Here is a 17,928-nt window from a genome sequence, read left to right as displayed (position 1 = left end):
AACAATAAATATAAATAATCTGGAGAGAAACAATGAAAAAATCACTATTAGCAGTTCTTACTACTTGCTCAATCACGCTGCTATCAGCCAATACCTCTGCACAAATTTTGTCTATTGCGTCACCGCCACAAGGTTCTGTTTGGAACACGATGAGTAATGGCATAGCCAATGTAGGCAGATCCAAAGAAAACATTAATTTAGTGGTTCAGCCCTATAGCGGCAACCGCGCCATGATGGATGCGGTAAATCAAGGCTTGGCCGAGTTTGCCATTAATGATGTAAACGATGCCATAGTGGCTGCCCAAGGCGAAGCAGATTACAAGGGTAAAAAACGCGACCACTTAAGAATTGCCCTACGAATCAGCCCTCAACCTATTGGCATTTTTGTCCGTAAAGACGCGGGCATAAATACGATTGCAGATTTAAAAGGTAAACGCGTTGCATCAGGTTGGAATGCTTTTCCAATTGGTCGTCCTCACATGGAGGCCATGTTGGCAACTGGCGGCTTAACTTGGGACGATGTTCAACAAGTTCCTGTTCCTGACTTAATTCGTGCTGCTGACAATCTTTCCGCCAATCGTTTAGATGCAACTTATTTTGCTGTAGGTGGACCCAAAGTGGCGGAAGTTGATGCGTCTGTTGGTGGCGTCACCTTTCTTCCTGTCAACGCGGATCAAGCGGCGCTCGACGCAGTACTAAAAATACGCCCTGCTTTTTATTTTTCAGAAATTAAACCTGCACCGCATCTAGTTGGCATCGACAAAACCATAAACATGCTGACATGGGATAACGTCTTAGTCGTCAATGACAAAGTCTCTGATGAGCAAGTCTACCAAATGGTAAAAGCCATTTTGGAAAACAAAGACGCCTTGGTACAGCTTTACCCAGGCTTTAAAACATTAGCTATTAATACACCAAACAAAAACTATCCCGGAATTCAATACCACCCAGGTGCGATTCGTTACTTCAAAGAAAAAGGCCTTTGGCAGGAGTAATACCTCTCTTTTTAACCATCAGTACTCTTATTTACTTCAGTAAAAGGTGCTTTAAATGAACACGGAATCATCAACTCAAGAAGTTGTTATTCACGAGCCTGCGATGATATCAGTATTAAGAAATGGCTTAGGGGTGTTAATCGCCCTCGCCGCCATTGCTTTTGCCGCTGATCTTTTCAGCCGCTTAGGAATTGCAATTTATACTGAACAATATCTAGCGGTGATCTTGGGGATCAGCTTAGCGCTGGTCTTTCTAAAACCCCAAAGTAGCCAATTAAAACGCAGCCTAAATGGTCTGCTTGCGCTACTCGGTTTGATCACCAGTCTATATTTAGCAGTGCAATATCCTGATCTTGTTGAGCGACAACTCGATCTTCCTTTAGATGCCTTAGCAATTTCCGCCATACTATTTGTTCTGGTATTGGAAGGATTAAGACGAGTAGTTGGGCTCACCTTAGTCATTGTCGTCATGCTATTTATGGTATTCGCCCTACTAGGCAGCCATCTTTCAGGCCCTCTACAAACACGTGACATTGACCTAGATAGACTCTTCGTTTATCTCGGTGTCGATACTAACGGTATGTTAGGGTTAACCCTTAACGTAGCGGCCACCATTGTTATTGGCTTTATTTTATTCGGGCAGCTGCTACTTCGTTCTGGTGGAGCTGACTTTTTCAATGATATTGCTTTAGCTCTAATGGGTCGAAGCAAAGGTGGTTCAGGCAAAATCGCCACTATCGCTTCAGCGTTATTTGGCTCCATTTCCGGCGTCGTTGTATCGAATATTGTGGCTACAGGTGTCGTCACTATTCGTATGATGAAAAAAGGTGGATTCAAACCTCACACGGCAGCCGCCATTGAAACTGTTGCATCAACGGGTGGGCAAATTATGCCTCCTGTAATGGGTGCTGTGGCTTTCTTGATGGCAGAATTCCTGCAAATTGGTTATAGCGAGGTGGTCATTGCCGCTTTGGTACCTGCCATTCTTTACTATGCAGCACTGTATATCCAAGTTGATTTAGAAGCGGCAAAAGAACAAATCAAACCGATTGATCCTGCACTTATTCCCTCTAAAAGAAAGGTTCTACAACAAGGTTGGATTTTTATCATTCCTTTCGCTGCCGTAATTTTAGCCCTCTTTAGCTTTAACCAACGTCCGGAAACGGCCGCCCTTTGGGGTGCTCTTGGTGCACTAATTGTTGGTGTATTAAAAGGTTATAAGGGCAAACGCATGGGCGCTAAAGACATCTTGGGCAGCCTAGAGGAAACTGGGCATTCTATTGTCGATATCATCATGATTGGTGCCGCTGCAGGGTTCATTATCGGCATACTAAATATCACCGGCTTAGGCTTCGGATTAACCTATTTCTTGGTCGAATTAGGCCAAGGCAATCTATTCCTCTTACTGGTCATTTCTGCTGTGGTTTGCATCGTACTCGGTATGGGAATGCCAACCGTCGGCGTGTATTTATTGCTCGCTGTTTTAGTCGCGCCCTCATTAATTCAAGTTGGTGTAGAACCTATTGCAGCACATCTGTTCATCTTCTATCTGGGCATGATGTCCATGGTGACACCGCCGATAGCCATTGGCGCCTTCTTTGCTGCCAGCATTGCCAAGGCAAATCCAATGAAAACAGCATTGACCTCAATGAGACTCGGTTGGACGGCATACATTATCCCATTCTTGTTTGTCACAACGCCGTCACTCTTATTAATCGGAGAGACATCACAAATTGTCATTACAGTGATGAGCGCACTGATCGGTGTTTGGGCTGTATCGGTAGGCTTTGCGGGTTACTTCAAAAATAAACTAAACCTCGTATTTCGATTTGGTTTTGTCATCGCGGGAGGCTTATTTTTACTGCCAAATTTACAAGGCGGTGATACGCCAATTGCTCCAAAGGTGGCAGGTCTGGCTCTATTAGCTACTCTACTTTGCGCAACTCTTCTCGTTAATAAAGCAACGTCTCAGGCGTCATCTAAACAGACTCAATCTTAGGAAGCAGCTATGTATTTATATAATTTTTTCAACAGTTCGACCTCCTATCGAGTTCGTATCGCTTTAGCCCTAAAGGGACTAGATTATCAGCACCATGGAATAAACATCCGCATTGGTGAGCAATCCAGCATGGATTACATGCGTATAAATCCATCAAAAGGTGTACCTGTGCTCATTACCGATGATGAGCAAACGCTCAGCCAATCCCTGGCTATCATCGACTATTTGGATAAAACCCATCCTATTCCAAGACTTATTCCCGCAGACAACATGGATCGAAGCCGAGTACTAGAGCTAGCCAATGTCATTGCCTGTGATATGCATCCAGTCAACAACCCACGCATTCTAGGGTATTTGAAAAAAGAATTTGGCATTAGTGACGAACAAAAAAATGACTGGTACCAACATTGGATTAATGAAGGCTTTACTGCAGTAGAAACACTACTAACGAGACATGGTCACGGTTCTTATTGTTTTGGAGAACAACCAACTCTAGCCGATTGCTGTCTGGTCCCACAAGTCGCTAATGCTTTGCGCTTCGGTTGTGATCTATCGACTTTCCCTAAAGTATTAGCTGTATATGAGCATTGCCAGCAGCAGCCTGCTTTTCAACAAGCTGCACCGGATCAACAACCCGATTACATGAATTAAAGAGCATGAATTAAACAACATTATCTAAACACCGACACATCCAAATACGAGGAGAGTCATATGCAATCATTAGGAACTTTAGAGGATTTACCTCAATCCTATCGCGACAAATTAACAGAATTGAATTTGGTGCCATTGTGGCCAAATATGCGAGCAGTTTTGCCCCATAAAGTCCCAAGTCGTAAAACACAAACGCTAAATTGGCGTTTTGATAAGCTTCGTCCCTTGTTGATTGAAGCTGGTGATTTAACGCCAATAGAAAAAGCTGAGCGTCGAGTGTTGGTATTGGCTAATCCAGGCCACGGGCTCGCTAACATGCAAGCTACTCCGAGTATTTACATGGGCCTGCAATTGATTTTGCCTGGTGAAACCGCTCCTAACCATCGTCACACTCCGAATGCGGTACGCATCATCATTGAAGGCAAAGGAGCGACGACCATTGTCGATGGCGAACCTTGCATAATGGAACGTGGCGACCTGATCTTGACGCCTTCAGGTAAGTGGCATGAACACCAACACGTTGGTGATGTGCCTATTATCTGGCTAGATATTTTAGATTTACCTCTGATGTATCAATTAGAAAGCTCTTGGGCAATCGAGGGAAAACCTCAAACTACAACCTTAGAACGAGACAAATCATTTGCTGAATACAGTGCCGCTGGCGTAGTACCTGAATTTGACTTCCAGCGAGCAAGTGTAGACTCCCCTATGTTGCGATATCCATGGACAAAAACCCGCGCTTGTCTTCTGGAAATGGCACAACACTATGGTGATAGACCGTTACGTATTACTTATGTGAATCCAGAAACAGGTTCCAGCTTATTCCCAAGCATTGGTTTTGGCGCCATGATGTTACGTCCTGGGGAAACCTTATCACTACCCAAACGCACCACAGCATGCGTTTTTCATATTGTAGAAGGCCAAGGCTCACTAAAAGTCGATACCAATGACTCTATCCATTGGACAGAAAAAGACACCCTTAGCGCTCCTGGTTACACAGAAATAACCATAAGCAATGCCTCTACCACCGAACCAGCTTTCATCATTACCGCTGACGAAGCTCCTCTTCATCGTTATCTTGGTATTTTTTAATCGGTTTATTCTGCCTCCATTGTATTTAATAAAAGGACAAAATCATGACGAACAAACTTGCGTTTCCTGCAAAAGAACCCGTTTTAGCTAAAATTGCTGATTCAGACAATCTATTTCCAATACATAGGATTTTTTGTGTTGGCCGCAATTACCACGCCCACGCAGCAGAAATGGGCGTCGCTGTTGATAAAACCACGCAGGAACCTTTTTACTTTATCAAGGACGCCAGTACTTACGTGTCCAGTGGTTCAAGCATCAACTATCCACCACAAACTGCCAACTATCATTATGAAATGGAATTTGTTGTTGCCATTGGCAAGGAAGGTTTTAACGTCACTGAAGAACAAGCGGAAAACATCATCTTCGGCTACGCCTGTGGACTAGACATGACACGTCGTGACCTACAATTAAAAGCTCGTGAAACCGGTCGACCATGGGATTTAGGTAAAGACTTCGAAGAATCCGCCATACTGGCCCCTATAATTCCGATTAAAAAAACGGGCTTCATTACCCAAGGTAAAATAGAGCTAGCAGTCAATGGTAAGACAAAACAAGCCTCGGATATCAACCTTTTGATTTGGAACGTGCGTGAGATCATCGCTCATTTGTCTAAGTTCTATCACCTACAACCAGGTGATTTAATTTACACAGGCACACCAGACGGTGTCGGTCCCGTAGTACAAGGAGACAGAATCATCGGTGCTATCGAGGGAATTGGCTCTATACAGCTGGATATTAATCAGAATTAGATCAAATAAAAAAGGGTTGAAGCATACAGCTTCAACCCTTTAATTAAGAAAGAACACACTCAAAAACTACAAAATCCGCTTAAGTAATCTATCCGCCCGTGTTCGAATAACTTTTTTTAGCAGCCTTTGGATTTTCACTGGATAATCATGAATGGTTTCAAGCTGACTATAAGATGAGATTCGCTGCGTATACTTATGAATATTGTCAAACTCAGCAGTGAACTTAGCGAGCAAATGCTGATTTGGATCTTCAATCAATAAGCCGTTTTCCAAATCAAGCGCCCACGCTCTTGGGTTCACATTATTGCCTGTTAGCAACATGGTACGACGATCTACCCAAAGCCCTTTTAGGTGATAACTATTGTTGTCGTGCTTCCATAAATGAATAGACAAACCACCCGACGCAATATGGCTTTCATTAGCGCGAGCAAACTTACGCAAATTCATCTCGTACAAATACGGTAAACCACCAATAGCTTTAAAAGGCTGATCTGGCGCGATATAAAAATCGTTGGCGGTTTTATCCCCCACCACAACATGAACCTTCACGCCACGCTTAATAGCACGCTTCACTTCTCTCAACACCACTTTAGGAAGGTTAAAATACGGCGTACAAAGCACGATCTCTTGTTTCGCATCCGCCAACAACGCAGTAATTTTTTGGTTAAGCACATTGTTACGCTTACCCACGCCAACCATAGGCGTCACCGCCACCTGATGATCACCTACCACTTGCTTTTCGCCACTATAAGACGACTTACCCAGCGAGATTCTAAACTGCCGAATTGTGGATTTAAGCTCTTTCGTTGAAGGTAAATCCGTTTCAGCAAGATTATTCACCGCAGGATTTTGGATCATCTCTTTACGAATGAATCCCGCCATGCTATCTGCCAGCGATGGATTCTGAATAACATGATACCGATCAAATCGATAGCGATCCTGATAATGCAGATAAACGTTGTTTAAACTCGCACCGCTGTAAATCACAGTATCGTCGATGACAAAACCTTTTAAATGCAAAACACCAAACACTTCACGATTACGAACCGGCACACCATAAACAGGAATGGCATGCTCATATTTCTCAGCATACGCCTGATACATAGCGGCGTTGCCTTTGGCTTTTTCTGCGCCGATCAAACCGCGCTGAGCACGATGCCAATCCACACAAATAACAATATCTAACTCAGGGTTACGCTGTTTGGCTTCATAAACAGCCGTCAAAACCTCCCTGCCTGCTTCATCATTTTCAAGATAAAGCGCAACAAGATAAATTCTCGACGTAGCGTTATGGATCGCTTCTAATAAATATTCTCGAAAACTAAGGGCAGATTGCAGAACTTGGAATTGGTCAGGTTCAACTGCAAAAGTAGGCAATGAACCGAATAAATTTCTAATGAGCATAATACAGAGGTGCTACCTTATTTTTAACTAACGACAGACTGTAACAAATTCGCCGCTTTTTTCCTAAAAAAGAATCACTTGTGCTCAAACTGCGCAAAAGTGACAAACATTGGAGACATCAAATACGGCTTAAACCCTAACCTCTTCCATATCAGGGTTATTTTTCAAATACGCCTTCCAAGAGGAATCAATCACCTTCACCTCATCTTCAATCCAGCGCTTGAACGCCATCACTTTTTGGTACTTAAAATGCGGTGCTGGCGCTACAAGGTAAAAGTCATACTGCGACTTCATATAAATAGGCAGCGGACAAATAAGCTGACCTTTCTCGATCTGCTCATACACCAAACCATAACGCATCATCGCAAGACCTTGTCGAGACAACAACGCTTCCACCAAGGAAGTCGAATCCGCCACATGCAAATGCGATTTCATCGGCATATCGTAAAGATCCAAAAACCGCTGCAACACAGGCCATACATGCCGAACATCTGGCCCAGTATCAGTAATAATCGGAATATTGATTAACTGCGCCTTAATTGGCTGGTCCAGATTAATCATCGAAGGATGGCAAACCAGCACCAAATGCTCCCTGAATAACAATTGCGATTTCAGCCCCGCATATTCACCTCGACCTAAGCGAATACACAAATCCAAATCACTATCAGTAAAAGTCGATAAATCAATACTCGGACTTAGGCGAAGGTTAATCTCCGGCTCTTGTGATTGAAACCCACCCAAACGTGACACCAGCCAACGACTCGAAAACGATGGCACCGAACTAATCACCAAGGTATTGGGGTTCGGATCTTCCGTGATGCCTTTTACCCCTTCTTCTAATAAACCAAACGCCTTCTCAACGTAGTCAAATAAATACTGCCCTTCCGATGTCAGAACCACTTGGCGAGTGTGTCGTTCAAACAACTCAACACTCAACGCCTGCTCCAAGGTTTTAATCTGCTGACTCACCGCCGCCTGCGTCACAAAAAGAGACTCCGCCGCCTTCTTAAAACTCAACGTCTGTGCCGCATAACGAAACGCCTGCAAAGATTTCAGCGGCGGTAAAGCTCGATTAGAAGACATGAAAGACACCCTTTATAAGTAAGATTTTCTTAACTATAAAACACTTTTTCTCATTTGTCGCACCGCAATTAAAAGGCGATTATTTGAACACAAAGCAAACAAACCAATTAACAGAGAAAAGGATAGCGCCATGAAAAACTGCACATCAGAAGAATTAAACAACCTCGAAAACAACCAACTAGACATAACCTCTAACTGCAAAAACGCATTAGCTAAACTAGAAGCAAACACATGGAAACAACGCCTAGCCAAAATAGCCCACAACTGGCGTACAAGAAGCAGATTGAGCCAACTTAACGACGCTCAACTAAAAGACCTCGGCCTAACCGCCGCCGACGTGGATCAAGAAGTGAGAAAGCCGGTTTGGAAGTGAATGTGATTGGGGTGGGAGCAAGGGCGCTTGGTGGAGTGCCCTTGTTGAAAAGAAGGTTAAAAAATCTTAACACCATTAGTTTTAACAAAAACGACACAATATTTATAAATTATAACCAATATCATATACAACGTTTTTTTATAGTTTAAATTTATACCACCCTACAAACTAATAAAAACATCAAAAAAACTATAAAAATCATTTCTATAATAATCAAAACCTCTCACAGAAAATAACAAAACTTATTTCTCTATTAATACTTTTTCAATGATTTATTGTTTTTTTGATGGTAACTTCGAATTAAACCGTGAAAAAGGATGAGAAGGTAAAACTATCAAATATACTGTCTACAGTTAATCAAGTTGAAAAATCAAAGTTTATAAATTTTTTAGATCGTGTTTGTAGCGAAGCAATTACACACGATAAAGAACTGGCAAAACGAGTCAACAATATTGACGGACAAATAAAAAATGCCTCCAGTGGCGAGATCATTCAACTCTTTGAGTTAGTTCTTCCTTACTTTGAAAAAAGTGTTAAAGAACAGTTAGCTATGCTTGGAGCACAAGCATCTTTGCTTATCAATATAGTCAGCCGAGATGGAAACTGCATTGCACGCCTATCATGGATTGAAGCTCTCTACACCAAAGAATGGACCTCCATAGATTCTAAGGCTAAGGAAATAAATAGTTTAATAGAAGCTTCGCTCGATAATGAGGAATTTAATGAAGCTAAGCGTTTAGAAATCTATTATTCATGCCTTAAAGAGGCATACACTAATGATGAGAGGAACAATAGAGAAGCCAAAATCACAGATGATGAAAGAAGCATTTTAAATGTCTTAGCTAACAAACTGGACATTACAGCCGATCAGAAATCCGCAGTTGAGCATTTAGTCAATGCTATTCCTCAAACAGGAGTCCAAGACTGCCTCAACACTTTACGAGAAGTCGGACTTGTTTTTGTAAGCCGAAAAAACCTAACCGTTTACATTGCCGATGAAATAGTCGCAATGCTCAACCGAATGCAAGGTAAAGAATTGGCGGATAAACATTTACTACGCATATTACGCACTCTAAGCGACTCTGAGCTATCAAATATTCTCAAAGCCCATGGCAAACGTATCAGAGGCAAGGAACGAAAAGAAAAAATCAGTGAAATCATTAAAATGGGCTTACCGATATCCCTAGTACTACAACAAGACATCAACAACCCTGACGCAAATATTAACGATCGTAAAGAGCGTTTAAAAGTACTCATTTCTGACCTAGATTTAGGTTTAGATAAAATAGGTACAACACTTGATGAAAGAACAGATTTAATTATCTCATCTCTAAACTCCTCTACAGAAAATGAATTCAATGCACTCAGTGCTACTGGCTTTAAAGATCTATTTTCCACCTTAAAAACCCACTTCCCAACACTAACATCAGTCCTACACCAAGATTTTGAAATTGAAGATAATGAGGAACTAGATGTCGATAAACTTAGAGCATTGAGCATCACTCCTCACGATATTCTTTACATGCTGTCCAATGAAGATATTAAATCTGTTCGCGACAGTATGGGGGTGAGCAAGCGGGGAAATCCACGCTTAGTCATTTTGGAGAGCTTTGCCGATGCTACAGATAAGCTAATTGAAAACTACGCATTGTTAGCAAAAAGGGATCTTGCAGGTTTAAAAAATGAGGGAATAGAAATCACAGAAGCCGATATTGGCATTAAGTTCGAGGAGGTAACTAAAGCCATCTTCGAACAACTTGGCCTTGATGTAGATGAAGATTTAAGAAGATCTATCAATACAGCAAAAGATAAAGCAGATATTATTCTTTCACTGAGCGAAGACGATATAATCATCGGCGAAGCTAAAACCTGTAAGAATGGGGATTTCGCTAAATACTCAACAACTTCGCGCCAAGTTAAAGCTTATGTTAATCGTTGCGAATCTTCAGGAAAGCGTGTGGCTCAAGTATTAATCATCGCTCCATCATTTTCTACCGACTTTGTTGAATCAGCCGAAATGGATACAGAGATTAATATATCCTTATTAGAAGCTGCTGGACTTAAGCAGATATTAGATGCATTTAAATCTAGAAGAAATCCGAATTTTTCTGCAAAACTCTTTACAAAGGGTGGTCTGTTAAAAGCAGACCTAATTGCTAAGAATGTTTAAAGTTATTAGAACTTAAATCAACGCCATATCGAATTTAGGGTCAGATGAAAAAAACGCTATTTTTCATCTGACTCTAAATCCCCCTTCTTTCGCTCTGTACGATTGTAAATTTCGAAAGATGGCAGCCTGATGAAATAGCTATATTTATCGCTATCTACAACCACGCAATTCGCAGTAATGAGACGTACACCATATTTCTCTTCAGTATCTCGTTGTATTTTATTTGCGAGTTCATAGCTTTCTGACGCGTTTTTTCTGAGGGTATACCATTGAAAAAATGAATAAAAAATCAAAATAAATCCAGCAACAATACCAAATTTCAAATTAAATACATGAGCTATTATTGAAGCATCCTTCATATATATAGCTTGACTAACTGCTAATGAGCTAATGATTGCGCTCCACTTAAATTTTTCTCGATGTTTAGAGGTTAGCCTCCATTGAGATAAGTGATATTCATTTTCTTCCGTTAAACTTAAAATATTGTCTAATTCAGCTTCTTTAAAAGGGGAAGATGTTAGTTCATTTATGTGCATATGAAATTTTTCTTAATCTAAATTCACTATTGAAATGCGTAAATATAGAACTATGCATCTTGTGTTATAACAATTAAGGGTTATACAGCAGCGTAGCTGCGGCTATAACCCACTGTTGAACGGCTGCGTTGTCTATATAGGGGATTTGCTTTTTTCATGGTGGGACGTCCCTGTTAAATAACTCGCTAAATACCAAAGTCTGTTTGGACTATGCCGCTTCAGATCGCCTTTTATCACCGCTATGTTGGTTCTATATTTACTCTTTTGTAACGCGATTTGACCAGCGAGGCAAACAATTCCGTCAGGCCTTATGACCTAATCCGCTTTCAAGGCAATGTATTTATGCCTAACTGAAGGGAAGGAAATTAATTACATTGTCGGGCTGAAGCCGCGACCTACAAAAAAATGTTAGATCAATGATTTATAAGATTGATGTGAAGCAAGGCGAACACTAAGAGCGAGGTCAAACGATAGTGTCGAGTGATGGTTTCGGCTTGCTCGCATCTCCAACGGAAGTCATACAAAGAAAGCTTCGCTTTCGCGGCAGATTACGCTCCGCTTATCGTGCCCTACGTTTGGAGATGACTTGCAGGAAGCAAGGCGAACGCCAAGAGCGAGGTCTAACGGTAATGTTGAATATTAACATCGAGCGGTGGTGTTTGCTTATGTTTCATTCTCTGTCAGTTCAAGCTGTCTCTCACTTCGCCAGACTCGTATTAGCACAATCTCTTTAGCTTGTCTGAGGTAGACAACCCGAAATGGCGCGTGAATTAATTCGCGAATATGATCCATATTGAATTCAGGGACAATTCGACCTGCATCAGGGTGAATTTGAAGCATGCCACAACGCTTCAATATAGTAGCGATGAAGTCCTCACCGATATGCGGCACTCCCTCCTCTCGGTAATACTTCTGAATCGCTTGTAAATCTTCAAGAGCAGACTGTGCGATGCGTAATTCCATTTACTTGATTCCCAAGGTTTTCTTGGCGTCCTCCAAGGATACGGTGTTGCCTTCGCGAGCATCCATTAGTCCCTGCGCCACGGCTTTTACAAATCGCAATTCCTCTGCGGTTTTCTCATAATCTTCAAGCCCCTGAACCACCGCAACGCCGCGGCCGCGACTGGTAAGCAAAATTGGGCGATGCGTTTCCTGTGTTCGACCAACTACCTTTCCGGGATTGATCTTAAGGTCTGATAGAGGAATAACATCCTCGGAAAATTTAATCTGCATAGTGACTTCCTAGCGAGCAATCAAGTGCTATTAATAGCACCCGTTAACAGGTGCGGTCAAGGAGCATAATGCTCGCATTTAAGGCTGGTTTTGGAAGTCAGGGTCAAAGCCCTTTTCCATGAAGGCTTGTTGTTTCTGATAGTGTATTGGAGGAAAAGGGGTTCGACCCTTTGCTTTATTGAGGTAATTCCGATGCAGGTTTTATAATTTGCCAATAATTTTTAATTCACTCTGAAAGTCTTTATAAGACACTTCTGGCTCATTCACTCGTTCTGATATAGCAGCAAGGTCTTCTTGGTCTTCTCCAATAAGCAAACGAACCGCTTCATCAATTAACTCTGAAACAGAAACATCCGATGATGCTGCTCGCATTTTTAACGCTTTGAGGATGTCTGGTTCAAAATAAACGATTGAACGCTTTGATAAATTACTCATGTTATGCCTCGACGATTCCTTTGTAGCCTTTACATTGTAGCGCTATAACGTTGAAGCACCAAAGTAACAACCCCACCCTAACCCTTCCCTTGGAAGACATAAGAGGAGGGAGTAATGACGTTGTCGGGTTGAAACCGTGACTTACAAAACCAAAGAAAATTGGTCGTTGTTTGAATTAGTTATTCTGTAATGACCAACGGCAGATTACGCTTCGCTAATCGTGCCCTACGCAGGAATCAGGGCTAAGCCTGTTCCTTTTCATCATTGAGGGCATTGTTGATTTCTTTCCAAGTCAGTCCGCTGCCCTTTTTCGTGGGTGTTTTTGTTTGGGTGACTTGGATGATTTGCCCTGCGATGGAGATGGCGATTTCGAAGGGCTTTTTGCCTGCGATTTCGTTTAGTCCCACTGGGCAATGTACCGAGTCGATTTCCGCTTGGCTAAATGAGGCGCTGACGAGGCGTTTTTTGAAGCGTAGTGCTTTGGTTTTCGAGCCGATTAAGCCGATAAATCGGCAGTCTTTTCGATCCAATAAGGCTTCCACCAACTGATAATCCAACGCGTGATCGTGGGTCATGACCAAGGCGATTTCGTTATGGCTCATGTGGTCGATATGATCCAACATGGATTCGTACAAAAACGGCGTGACGTTGCTCGGTAAGCCTTTGATGCTGTGGTCTTGAGCAAGATTTGCACGGCTGTCGACCCATGAGATTTTCGCCTGCATGTTTCCCAGTACATTTACCAAGGTGGTCGCTACGTGCCCCATGCCAAAGATGGTGATTTTGTTGGCTGGCTCTGGAAAATACTCTAACAATACGCTTACTGTGCCGCCGCAACATTGGTTGGTTTTAGCGGCGAGCGGAAAGTTTTCCAACACATGAGAAGGCGAAGACGCATCTTGCAACATCGCACGGGCTTTTTGGCAGACAGCGTATTCCAGCTGTCCGCCGCCGATGGTGTCGAAGCTGTGTTCCTCGGTAATAATCATCTTGCTCGATGATTCCCGAGGCGCAGAACCTTGGGTGCCAATCACGGTGGCGATCACCCAAGCTTGCCCTGCTTTTTCTACTTCCTGTAAAGCATGAACCCAACTCATGGAAGACATCATAGGCTTGCTTCCTTAGCTGCTTGCATGGCGTAAAATACCGCTTCTGGCGTGGCTGGCACGGCCAATGGTGGCGAGATCTTGTGATCGGCAACTGAAGCACAGGCGTCTTTTAACGCACACCAAACTGAGATACCCAACATTAATGGTGGTTCGCCAACGGCTTTAGAACGATAAACCGATTCTTCACTGTTGGCACGATCAAACAGTTTGACAGTGAATTTTTCTGGAATATCCGCTGAAGTCGGAATCTTGTAATTAGCAGGGCTGTTGGTGGTAATGCGGCCTTTGTCATCCCAGCTTAATTCTTCTGAGGTGAGCCAGCCCATGCCTTGCACAAACGCGCCTTCGATTTGCCCAATGTCGATATCCGCGTTTATCGAATCGCCTACATCGTGCAAGATATCAACCTGCGTTACTTTGTATTCGCCGGTAAAAGTATCGACGATCACTTCTGCCACAGCAGCGCCATTGGCAAAATACAAAAATGGTCGGCCTTTGGCCGCTTTGCGGTCGTAACCGATTTTTGGTGTTTTATAAAACCCAGTAGACGACAAAGACACGCGGTTCATGTACGCCAGTTTGATGAATTCAGGAAAGCTCATTGTCTCGCTGCCTAGAATCACTTGATCGTCTTCAATAGCGAAGGCATCCGCTGCGATACCAAAATGCTCCATGGCGAATTCTTGCAAGCGACCTTTGATCGTCATCGCTGCATCCAGTGCCGCCATACCGTTCAAATCCGTCCCTGCTGATGCCGCGGTTGGCGATGCGTTTGGCACTTTGTCGGTACGAGTAGAGCCAACGTTGACGCGTTGGTAATCAATGCCAAAGGCTTTGGCAACAATCTGCGCCACCTTGGTATAAAGTCCCTGCCCCATTTCCGTTCCGCCGTGGCTCACATGAACGCTGCCGTCCGTGTAAACATGCAGCAAAGCGCCACCTTGGTTTAAGTGTTTCGAGGTAAAGGAAATACCAAACTTCACTGGTGTAAGCGCTAGACCTTTTTTCAGGAAAGGATTCTGTTTGTTGAAGACGTTAATCGCCTCACGACGAGCACGATAATCTGAGCTGGTTTCCAATTCTTCGATAAGCGTCAGTAACACATCATCGTCTACTTTTTGCCCGTATGGTGTGGTGTCTTTATTCGCTTGATAGCAATTGAGTTTGCGAATATCCAACGAGTCTTTGCCTACCGCGCAGGCAATTTCTTCGATGACATTTTCTGCCAGCAAAACACCTTTTGGTCCGCCAAAGCCTCGGAAAGCGGTATTAGACACCGTATGCGTTTTACCGCGATAACCGCTGATTCGAGCGTTTGGCAAGAAATAAGCATTGTCCGCGTGAAACATGGCGCGATCGACAACGCCGTCTGACAAATCCGCCGTACAACCACATTTGCCCACCATGTCGTATTCTGCCGCGAGGATTTCACCCGCATCAGAAAATCCCACTTCGTAGCTATTCCAGAAGTCATGACGTTTACCGGTTTGCACCATGTCGTCTTGGCGTGGCATGCGATATTTCACCGGACAACGGTTACGTACGGCGAGCACTGCCGCCATACAACCAAGCACTGCCGCTTGAGATTCTTTACCGCCAAAGCCGCCGCCCATACGTCGCACTTCGACAAGAACATGCGCCACTGGCAAACCCAGAACACGCGCCACCAGCTTTTGCACTTCGGCAGGATGCTGAGACGAAGCAAATACTTGAACGCCACCATCTTCATTGGGAACGGCGACACTTATTTGCCCTTCTAAATAAAAATGCTCTTGGCCTTTGATGTACATATCCGATTTAAGCTTATTAGGCGCGCTTTCCAGTGCGCCTTTGGCATCGCCACAGCTAATGGTATGAGTGGGTAAAACAAATTCTTGGCGCTCTAGCGATTGACGAGGATGCAAGGTCGCTTCTCGCGGTTTATAGACAACCTCCGCCAGCGCAGCCGCTTGTTTCGCAGCGCGTAAACTAGTTGCAGCGACAGCAAAAATCGATTGCCCAATGAAATGCACAAAGTCGCCAGCGAGTAGTAAATCACCACTTAACACAGGCGACACATCCACTTCACCAGGAATATCGGACTGTACAATCACATCGACCACGCCAGGATAAGCGCGAACTTTATCCAAATTGATCGACACAATATCCGCGTGAGCTTCGGTCGATAAACCGGTCGCCACATGCAGTTCATTTGGCCATTCTGGCATATCGTCGATGTAAACCGCTTGGCCTGTCACGTGTTTAATAGCCGATTCATGAACAGGTAAAAGTCTATTATTAGCGCCGCTTTTTGTGCCTAAAGTGAAATCTTGTGGAAGTTTACGCATGAGTGCTTGCCTCCGAACCTGTCGATAAAATTGAGTCAGTGACAGCGTGACCAGAGAAAGTCACCACGTTGGTGCCATTCAGTTCCAACCACGCTTTGCGGATCAGGTTACACGCCATGTCCAAGCGATATTTCGCGCTGGCTCGCATGTCGCTCAATGGGGTTAATTCACTGCGTAATGCTTCGATGGCTTGGTTTAACGCTTGTTCATCATTGATGACTTTACCTGTCAACGCCGCTTCGGCTTTCAGTCCGCGAATCGGCGTGGCCGCCATACCACCAAACGCCAAACGCACATCGGTTAACGTGCCGTTATCGACTTCGAAGCGAACTGCCAACATGACGCTGGAAATATCGTCTTCCATGCGTTTCGAGACTTTATAAAAGCGATGAAATTGAGCGAGCTTATCGAGAGACACATCAAACGACGCGATCATCTCATCTTTTGCTAATTGCGTTTGTTTATAACCTTGGTAAAAGTCCGCGATATTCACCACTCTTGTGCTGCCGTCGTTTTTCAACAATTGAATGTCTGCGTCAAACGCCAATAATAGCGGCGGTAAATCGGCAATTGGTGAGGCGTTCGCAACGTTGCCGCCAATCGTGCCACGGTTACGAATTTGTCGAGAAGCAATGCGGCTTAGCAAGGCATTAATATGCGGATAAAGCGTCTTACTGAAATCTTCCAATTCGCTGTAAGTCACCGACGCGCCGATGGTCAATGACGTTTCACCAATGTGTAGATGTTTAAGCTCGGCCACGCGAGACACATCGATCAAGGTATCAAAATCACGATAGCGCTGAGTATTCTCTAGCATCAAATCGGTTCCACCCGCGATCAAGACAGCTTCTGGATTCGAGGTTAATGCGTGAGCGAGTTGTTCTAAATCGGTAGGTTGTAAATAGTTGCTGCTGTCATGAGGTTCTGTTTGTAGGCTTTCAAGCTGGTTTTTGATGCTGTCGTTTTTACTCATCAGCTCGACATAAGGCGTTTCTTTTGGCTCTTGAGTCATCGGCTCTTTAACCATGGACAATCCCGCATCAATGATCGGGCGATAGCCAGTGCAACGGCATAAGTTACCAGAGATCGCATCGCAAACCGCTTCACGGTCGATTGGCTGCTCGCTGCTCTGTTTATTTTCATAAAGCCCAGCTAAGGACAACACAAAACCCGGCGTACAAAAGCCGCATTGAGAACCATGAGATTCCACCATGGCTTGTTGAGCAGGATGCAATTCACCCGTCTTGGACAAATACTCAACTGAGACAATATGCTTGCCAGTCAAGGATTGCATTGGTGTGATGCACGAATTTAGCGTCGAATACGTCAGCTCCCCGTCTTCCAATGCACCAACAAGAAGCGTACACGCACCGCAATCGCCAGATGCACAACCTTCTTTTGTACCCGTTAATCCACGCTTTTCTCTTAGGTAACGCAAAGCGGTAAAGTCGCTAGGGAGCGTGTTATCTTCGATGAGCTCATCGTTTAGCATAAATTTCAAAGCGCTCTCCTTATTTAAAATAGTGTCTATGATGGTGGTTATGATTGTAGTTGAAATGCAAAAAGCTGACCAATCGTACAAAGTTTTAATTAAAAACTAATAATACAGGCGGAACAAGCGCCGTGACGCTTTTTATAAGCATTCTTTTAATAATGCACCTTCTTTCTAGACTAGCACTCAAAGCACTCTCTGCTAAAGAAGCTAGAAAGGATTGAAGCACAAAAAAATGTAGCTCCTCACAAAAAAAAGATCTAAAATATGACCTAAATTT

The 17,928-nt window shown here is 43.6% G+C and carries 16 protein-coding genes; 7 read left to right on the top strand and 9 right to left on the bottom strand.

What is annotated here, in order from left to right; all coding sequences use genetic code 11:
* Nucleotides 1-32 precede the first annotated feature (32 nt).
* From CCS02_RS06170 to CCS02_RS06150, 5 genes are read left to right on the top strand one after another with little or no spacing between them, the layout of a single operon-like run.
* Nucleotides 33-995, top strand: coding sequence for a TAXI family TRAP transporter solute-binding subunit (locus CCS02_RS06170; protein ID WP_072840526.1), 963 nt, complete (start codon nucleotides 33-35; stop codon nucleotides 993-995).
* Nucleotides 996-1,050: 55 nt separating this feature from the next.
* Complete coding sequence (locus CCS02_RS06165; protein WP_100636118.1) at nucleotides 1,051-2,994, top strand: TRAP transporter permease; 1,944 nt, start codon at nucleotides 1,051-1,053, stop codon at nucleotides 2,992-2,994.
* 9 nt (nucleotides 2,995-3,003) lie between these two features.
* Complete coding sequence (gene maiA / locus CCS02_RS06160) at nucleotides 3,004-3,645, top strand: maleylacetoacetate isomerase (protein WP_100636117.1); 642 nt, start codon at nucleotides 3,004-3,006, stop codon at nucleotides 3,643-3,645.
* Between the two features lie 60 nt (nucleotides 3,646-3,705).
* On the top strand, nucleotides 3,706-4,737 hold the full coding sequence (locus CCS02_RS06155) for a cupin domain-containing protein (protein ID WP_100636116.1): 1,032 nt from the start codon (nucleotides 3,706-3,708) through the stop codon (nucleotides 4,735-4,737).
* Between the two features lie 44 nt (nucleotides 4,738-4,781).
* Complete coding sequence (locus CCS02_RS06150) at nucleotides 4,782-5,486, top strand: fumarylacetoacetate hydrolase family protein (protein WP_100636115.1); 705 nt, start codon at nucleotides 4,782-4,784, stop codon at nucleotides 5,484-5,486.
* A 66-nt stretch (nucleotides 5,487-5,552) separates the two neighbouring features.
* Here CCS02_RS06150 and pssA read toward each other — a convergent pair whose 3' ends face one another.
* On the bottom strand, nucleotides 5,553-6,890 hold the full coding sequence (gene pssA, locus CCS02_RS06145; protein WP_100636114.1) for a CDP-diacylglycerol--serine O-phosphatidyltransferase: 1,338 nt from the start codon (nucleotides 6,888-6,890) through the stop codon (nucleotides 5,553-5,555).
* A gap of 129 nt (nucleotides 6,891-7,019) precedes the next feature.
* On the bottom strand, nucleotides 7,020-7,973 hold the full coding sequence (locus CCS02_RS06140; RefSeq protein WP_100636113.1) for a LysR substrate-binding domain-containing protein: 954 nt from the start codon (nucleotides 7,971-7,973) through the stop codon (nucleotides 7,020-7,022).
* A 130-nt stretch (nucleotides 7,974-8,103) separates the two neighbouring features.
* On the opposite strand from CCS02_RS06140, the gene CCS02_RS06135 reads away from it, so the two are divergent.
* Together CCS02_RS06135 and CCS02_RS06130 are read left to right on the top strand one after the other, a co-directional pair.
* Nucleotides 8,104-8,346 (top strand): DUF1127 domain-containing protein, encoded by a 243-nt coding sequence (locus CCS02_RS06135; RefSeq protein WP_100636112.1) that lies wholly within the window; start codon nucleotides 8,104-8,106, stop codon nucleotides 8,344-8,346.
* Nucleotides 8,347-8,653: 307 nt separating this feature from the next.
* Complete coding sequence (locus CCS02_RS06130) at nucleotides 8,654-10,516, top strand: hypothetical protein (protein WP_100636111.1); 1,863 nt, start codon at nucleotides 8,654-8,656, stop codon at nucleotides 10,514-10,516.
* Nucleotides 10,517-10,572: 56 nt separating this feature from the next.
* Here the strand turns inward: CCS02_RS06130 and CCS02_RS06125 are convergent, their stop codons facing one another.
* From CCS02_RS06125 to xdhA, 7 genes are all read right to left on the bottom strand, one after another.
* A complete protein-coding gene (locus CCS02_RS06125) occupies nucleotides 10,573-11,052 on the bottom strand; it encodes a hypothetical protein (RefSeq protein ID WP_100636110.1) in 480 nt (159 codons plus the stop codon).
* 663 nt (nucleotides 11,053-11,715) lie between these two features.
* The gene (locus tag CCS02_RS06120) at nucleotides 11,716-12,015 is read right to left on the bottom strand and encodes a type II toxin-antitoxin system RelE/ParE family toxin (RefSeq protein WP_100636109.1); all 300 of its coding nucleotides are present in this window, start codon (nucleotides 12,013-12,015) and stop codon (nucleotides 11,716-11,718) included.
* A complete protein-coding gene (locus CCS02_RS06115) occupies nucleotides 12,016-12,285 on the bottom strand; it encodes a type II toxin-antitoxin system Phd/YefM family antitoxin (protein ID WP_012070385.1) in 270 nt (89 codons plus the stop codon).
* Between the two features lie 201 nt (nucleotides 12,286-12,486).
* Nucleotides 12,487-12,720, bottom strand: a complete 234-nt coding sequence (locus tag CCS02_RS06110; protein WP_100636108.1) for a CopG family transcriptional regulator — start codon at nucleotides 12,718-12,720, stop codon at nucleotides 12,487-12,489.
* A gap of 242 nt (nucleotides 12,721-12,962) precedes the next feature.
* Nucleotides 12,963-13,829, bottom strand: coding sequence for a xanthine dehydrogenase accessory protein XdhC (gene xdhC, locus CCS02_RS06105; RefSeq protein WP_100636107.1), 867 nt, complete (start codon nucleotides 13,827-13,829; stop codon nucleotides 12,963-12,965).
* Entirely contained in the window at nucleotides 13,826-16,156 is a 2,331-nt protein-coding gene (gene xdhB, locus CCS02_RS06100; RefSeq protein ID WP_100636106.1) for a xanthine dehydrogenase molybdopterin binding subunit, read from the bottom strand. The genes xdhC and xdhB overlap by 4 nt, the downstream gene beginning before the upstream one ends.
* Entirely contained in the window at nucleotides 16,149-17,648 is a 1,500-nt protein-coding gene (gene xdhA, locus CCS02_RS06095) for a xanthine dehydrogenase small subunit (protein WP_232728833.1), read from the bottom strand. The genes xdhB and xdhA overlap by 8 nt, the downstream gene beginning before the upstream one ends.
* Between the last annotated feature and the right edge of the window lie 280 nt (nucleotides 17,649-17,928).

Source organism: Marinomonas sp. ef1, assembly GCF_002806845.1.
Lineage (GTDB): Bacteria > Pseudomonadota > Gammaproteobacteria > Pseudomonadales > Marinomonadaceae > Marinomonas > Marinomonas polaris.
The sequence above is the reverse complement of the archived record's forward strand: the minus strand, read 5'-3'. Positions and strand labels throughout refer to the sequence as shown.

Bases quoted from the DNA above. Each gene is read 5' to 3' on its own strand.
- CCS02_RS06170 (WP_072840526.1), top strand. From the start codon at position 33: ATGAAAAAATCACTATTAGCAGTTCTTACTACTTGCTCAATCACGCTG.
- CCS02_RS06165 (WP_100636118.1), top strand. From the start codon at position 1,051: ATGAACACGGAATCATCAACTCAAGAAGTTGTTATTCACGAGCCTGCG.
- maiA (WP_100636117.1), top strand. From the start codon at position 3,004: ATGTATTTATATAATTTTTTCAACAGTTCGACCTCCTATCGAGTTCGT.
- CCS02_RS06155 (WP_100636116.1), top strand. From the start codon at position 3,706: ATGCAATCATTAGGAACTTTAGAGGATTTACCTCAATCCTATCGCGAC.
- CCS02_RS06150 (WP_100636115.1), top strand. From the start codon at position 4,782: ATGACGAACAAACTTGCGTTTCCTGCAAAAGAACCCGTTTTAGCTAAA.
- pssA (WP_100636114.1), bottom strand. From the start codon at position 6,890: ATGCTCATTAGAAATTTATTCGGTTCATTGCCTACTTTTGCAGTTGAA.
- CCS02_RS06140 (WP_100636113.1), bottom strand. From the start codon at position 7,973: ATGTCTTCTAATCGAGCTTTACCGCCGCTGAAATCTTTGCAGGCGTTT.
- CCS02_RS06135 (WP_100636112.1), top strand. From the start codon at position 8,104: ATGAAAAACTGCACATCAGAAGAATTAAACAACCTCGAAAACAACCAA.
- CCS02_RS06125 (WP_100636110.1), bottom strand. From the start codon at position 11,052: ATGCACATAAATGAACTAACATCTTCCCCTTTTAAAGAAGCTGAATTA.
- CCS02_RS06120 (WP_100636109.1), bottom strand. From the start codon at position 12,015: ATGGAATTACGCATCGCACAGTCTGCTCTTGAAGATTTACAAGCGATT.
- CCS02_RS06115 (WP_012070385.1), bottom strand. From the start codon at position 12,285: ATGCAGATTAAATTTTCCGAGGATGTTATTCCTCTATCAGACCTTAAG.
- CCS02_RS06110 (WP_100636108.1), bottom strand. From the start codon at position 12,720: ATGAGTAATTTATCAAAGCGTTCAATCGTTTATTTTGAACCAGACATC.
- xdhC (WP_100636107.1), bottom strand. From the start codon at position 13,829: ATGATGTCTTCCATGAGTTGGGTTCATGCTTTACAGGAAGTAGAAAAA.
- xdhB (WP_100636106.1), bottom strand. From the start codon at position 16,156: ATGCGTAAACTTCCACAAGATTTCACTTTAGGCACAAAAAGCGGCGCT.
- xdhA (WP_232728833.1), bottom strand. From the start codon at position 17,648: ATGCTAAACGATGAGCTCATCGAAGATAACACGCTCCCTAGCGACTTT.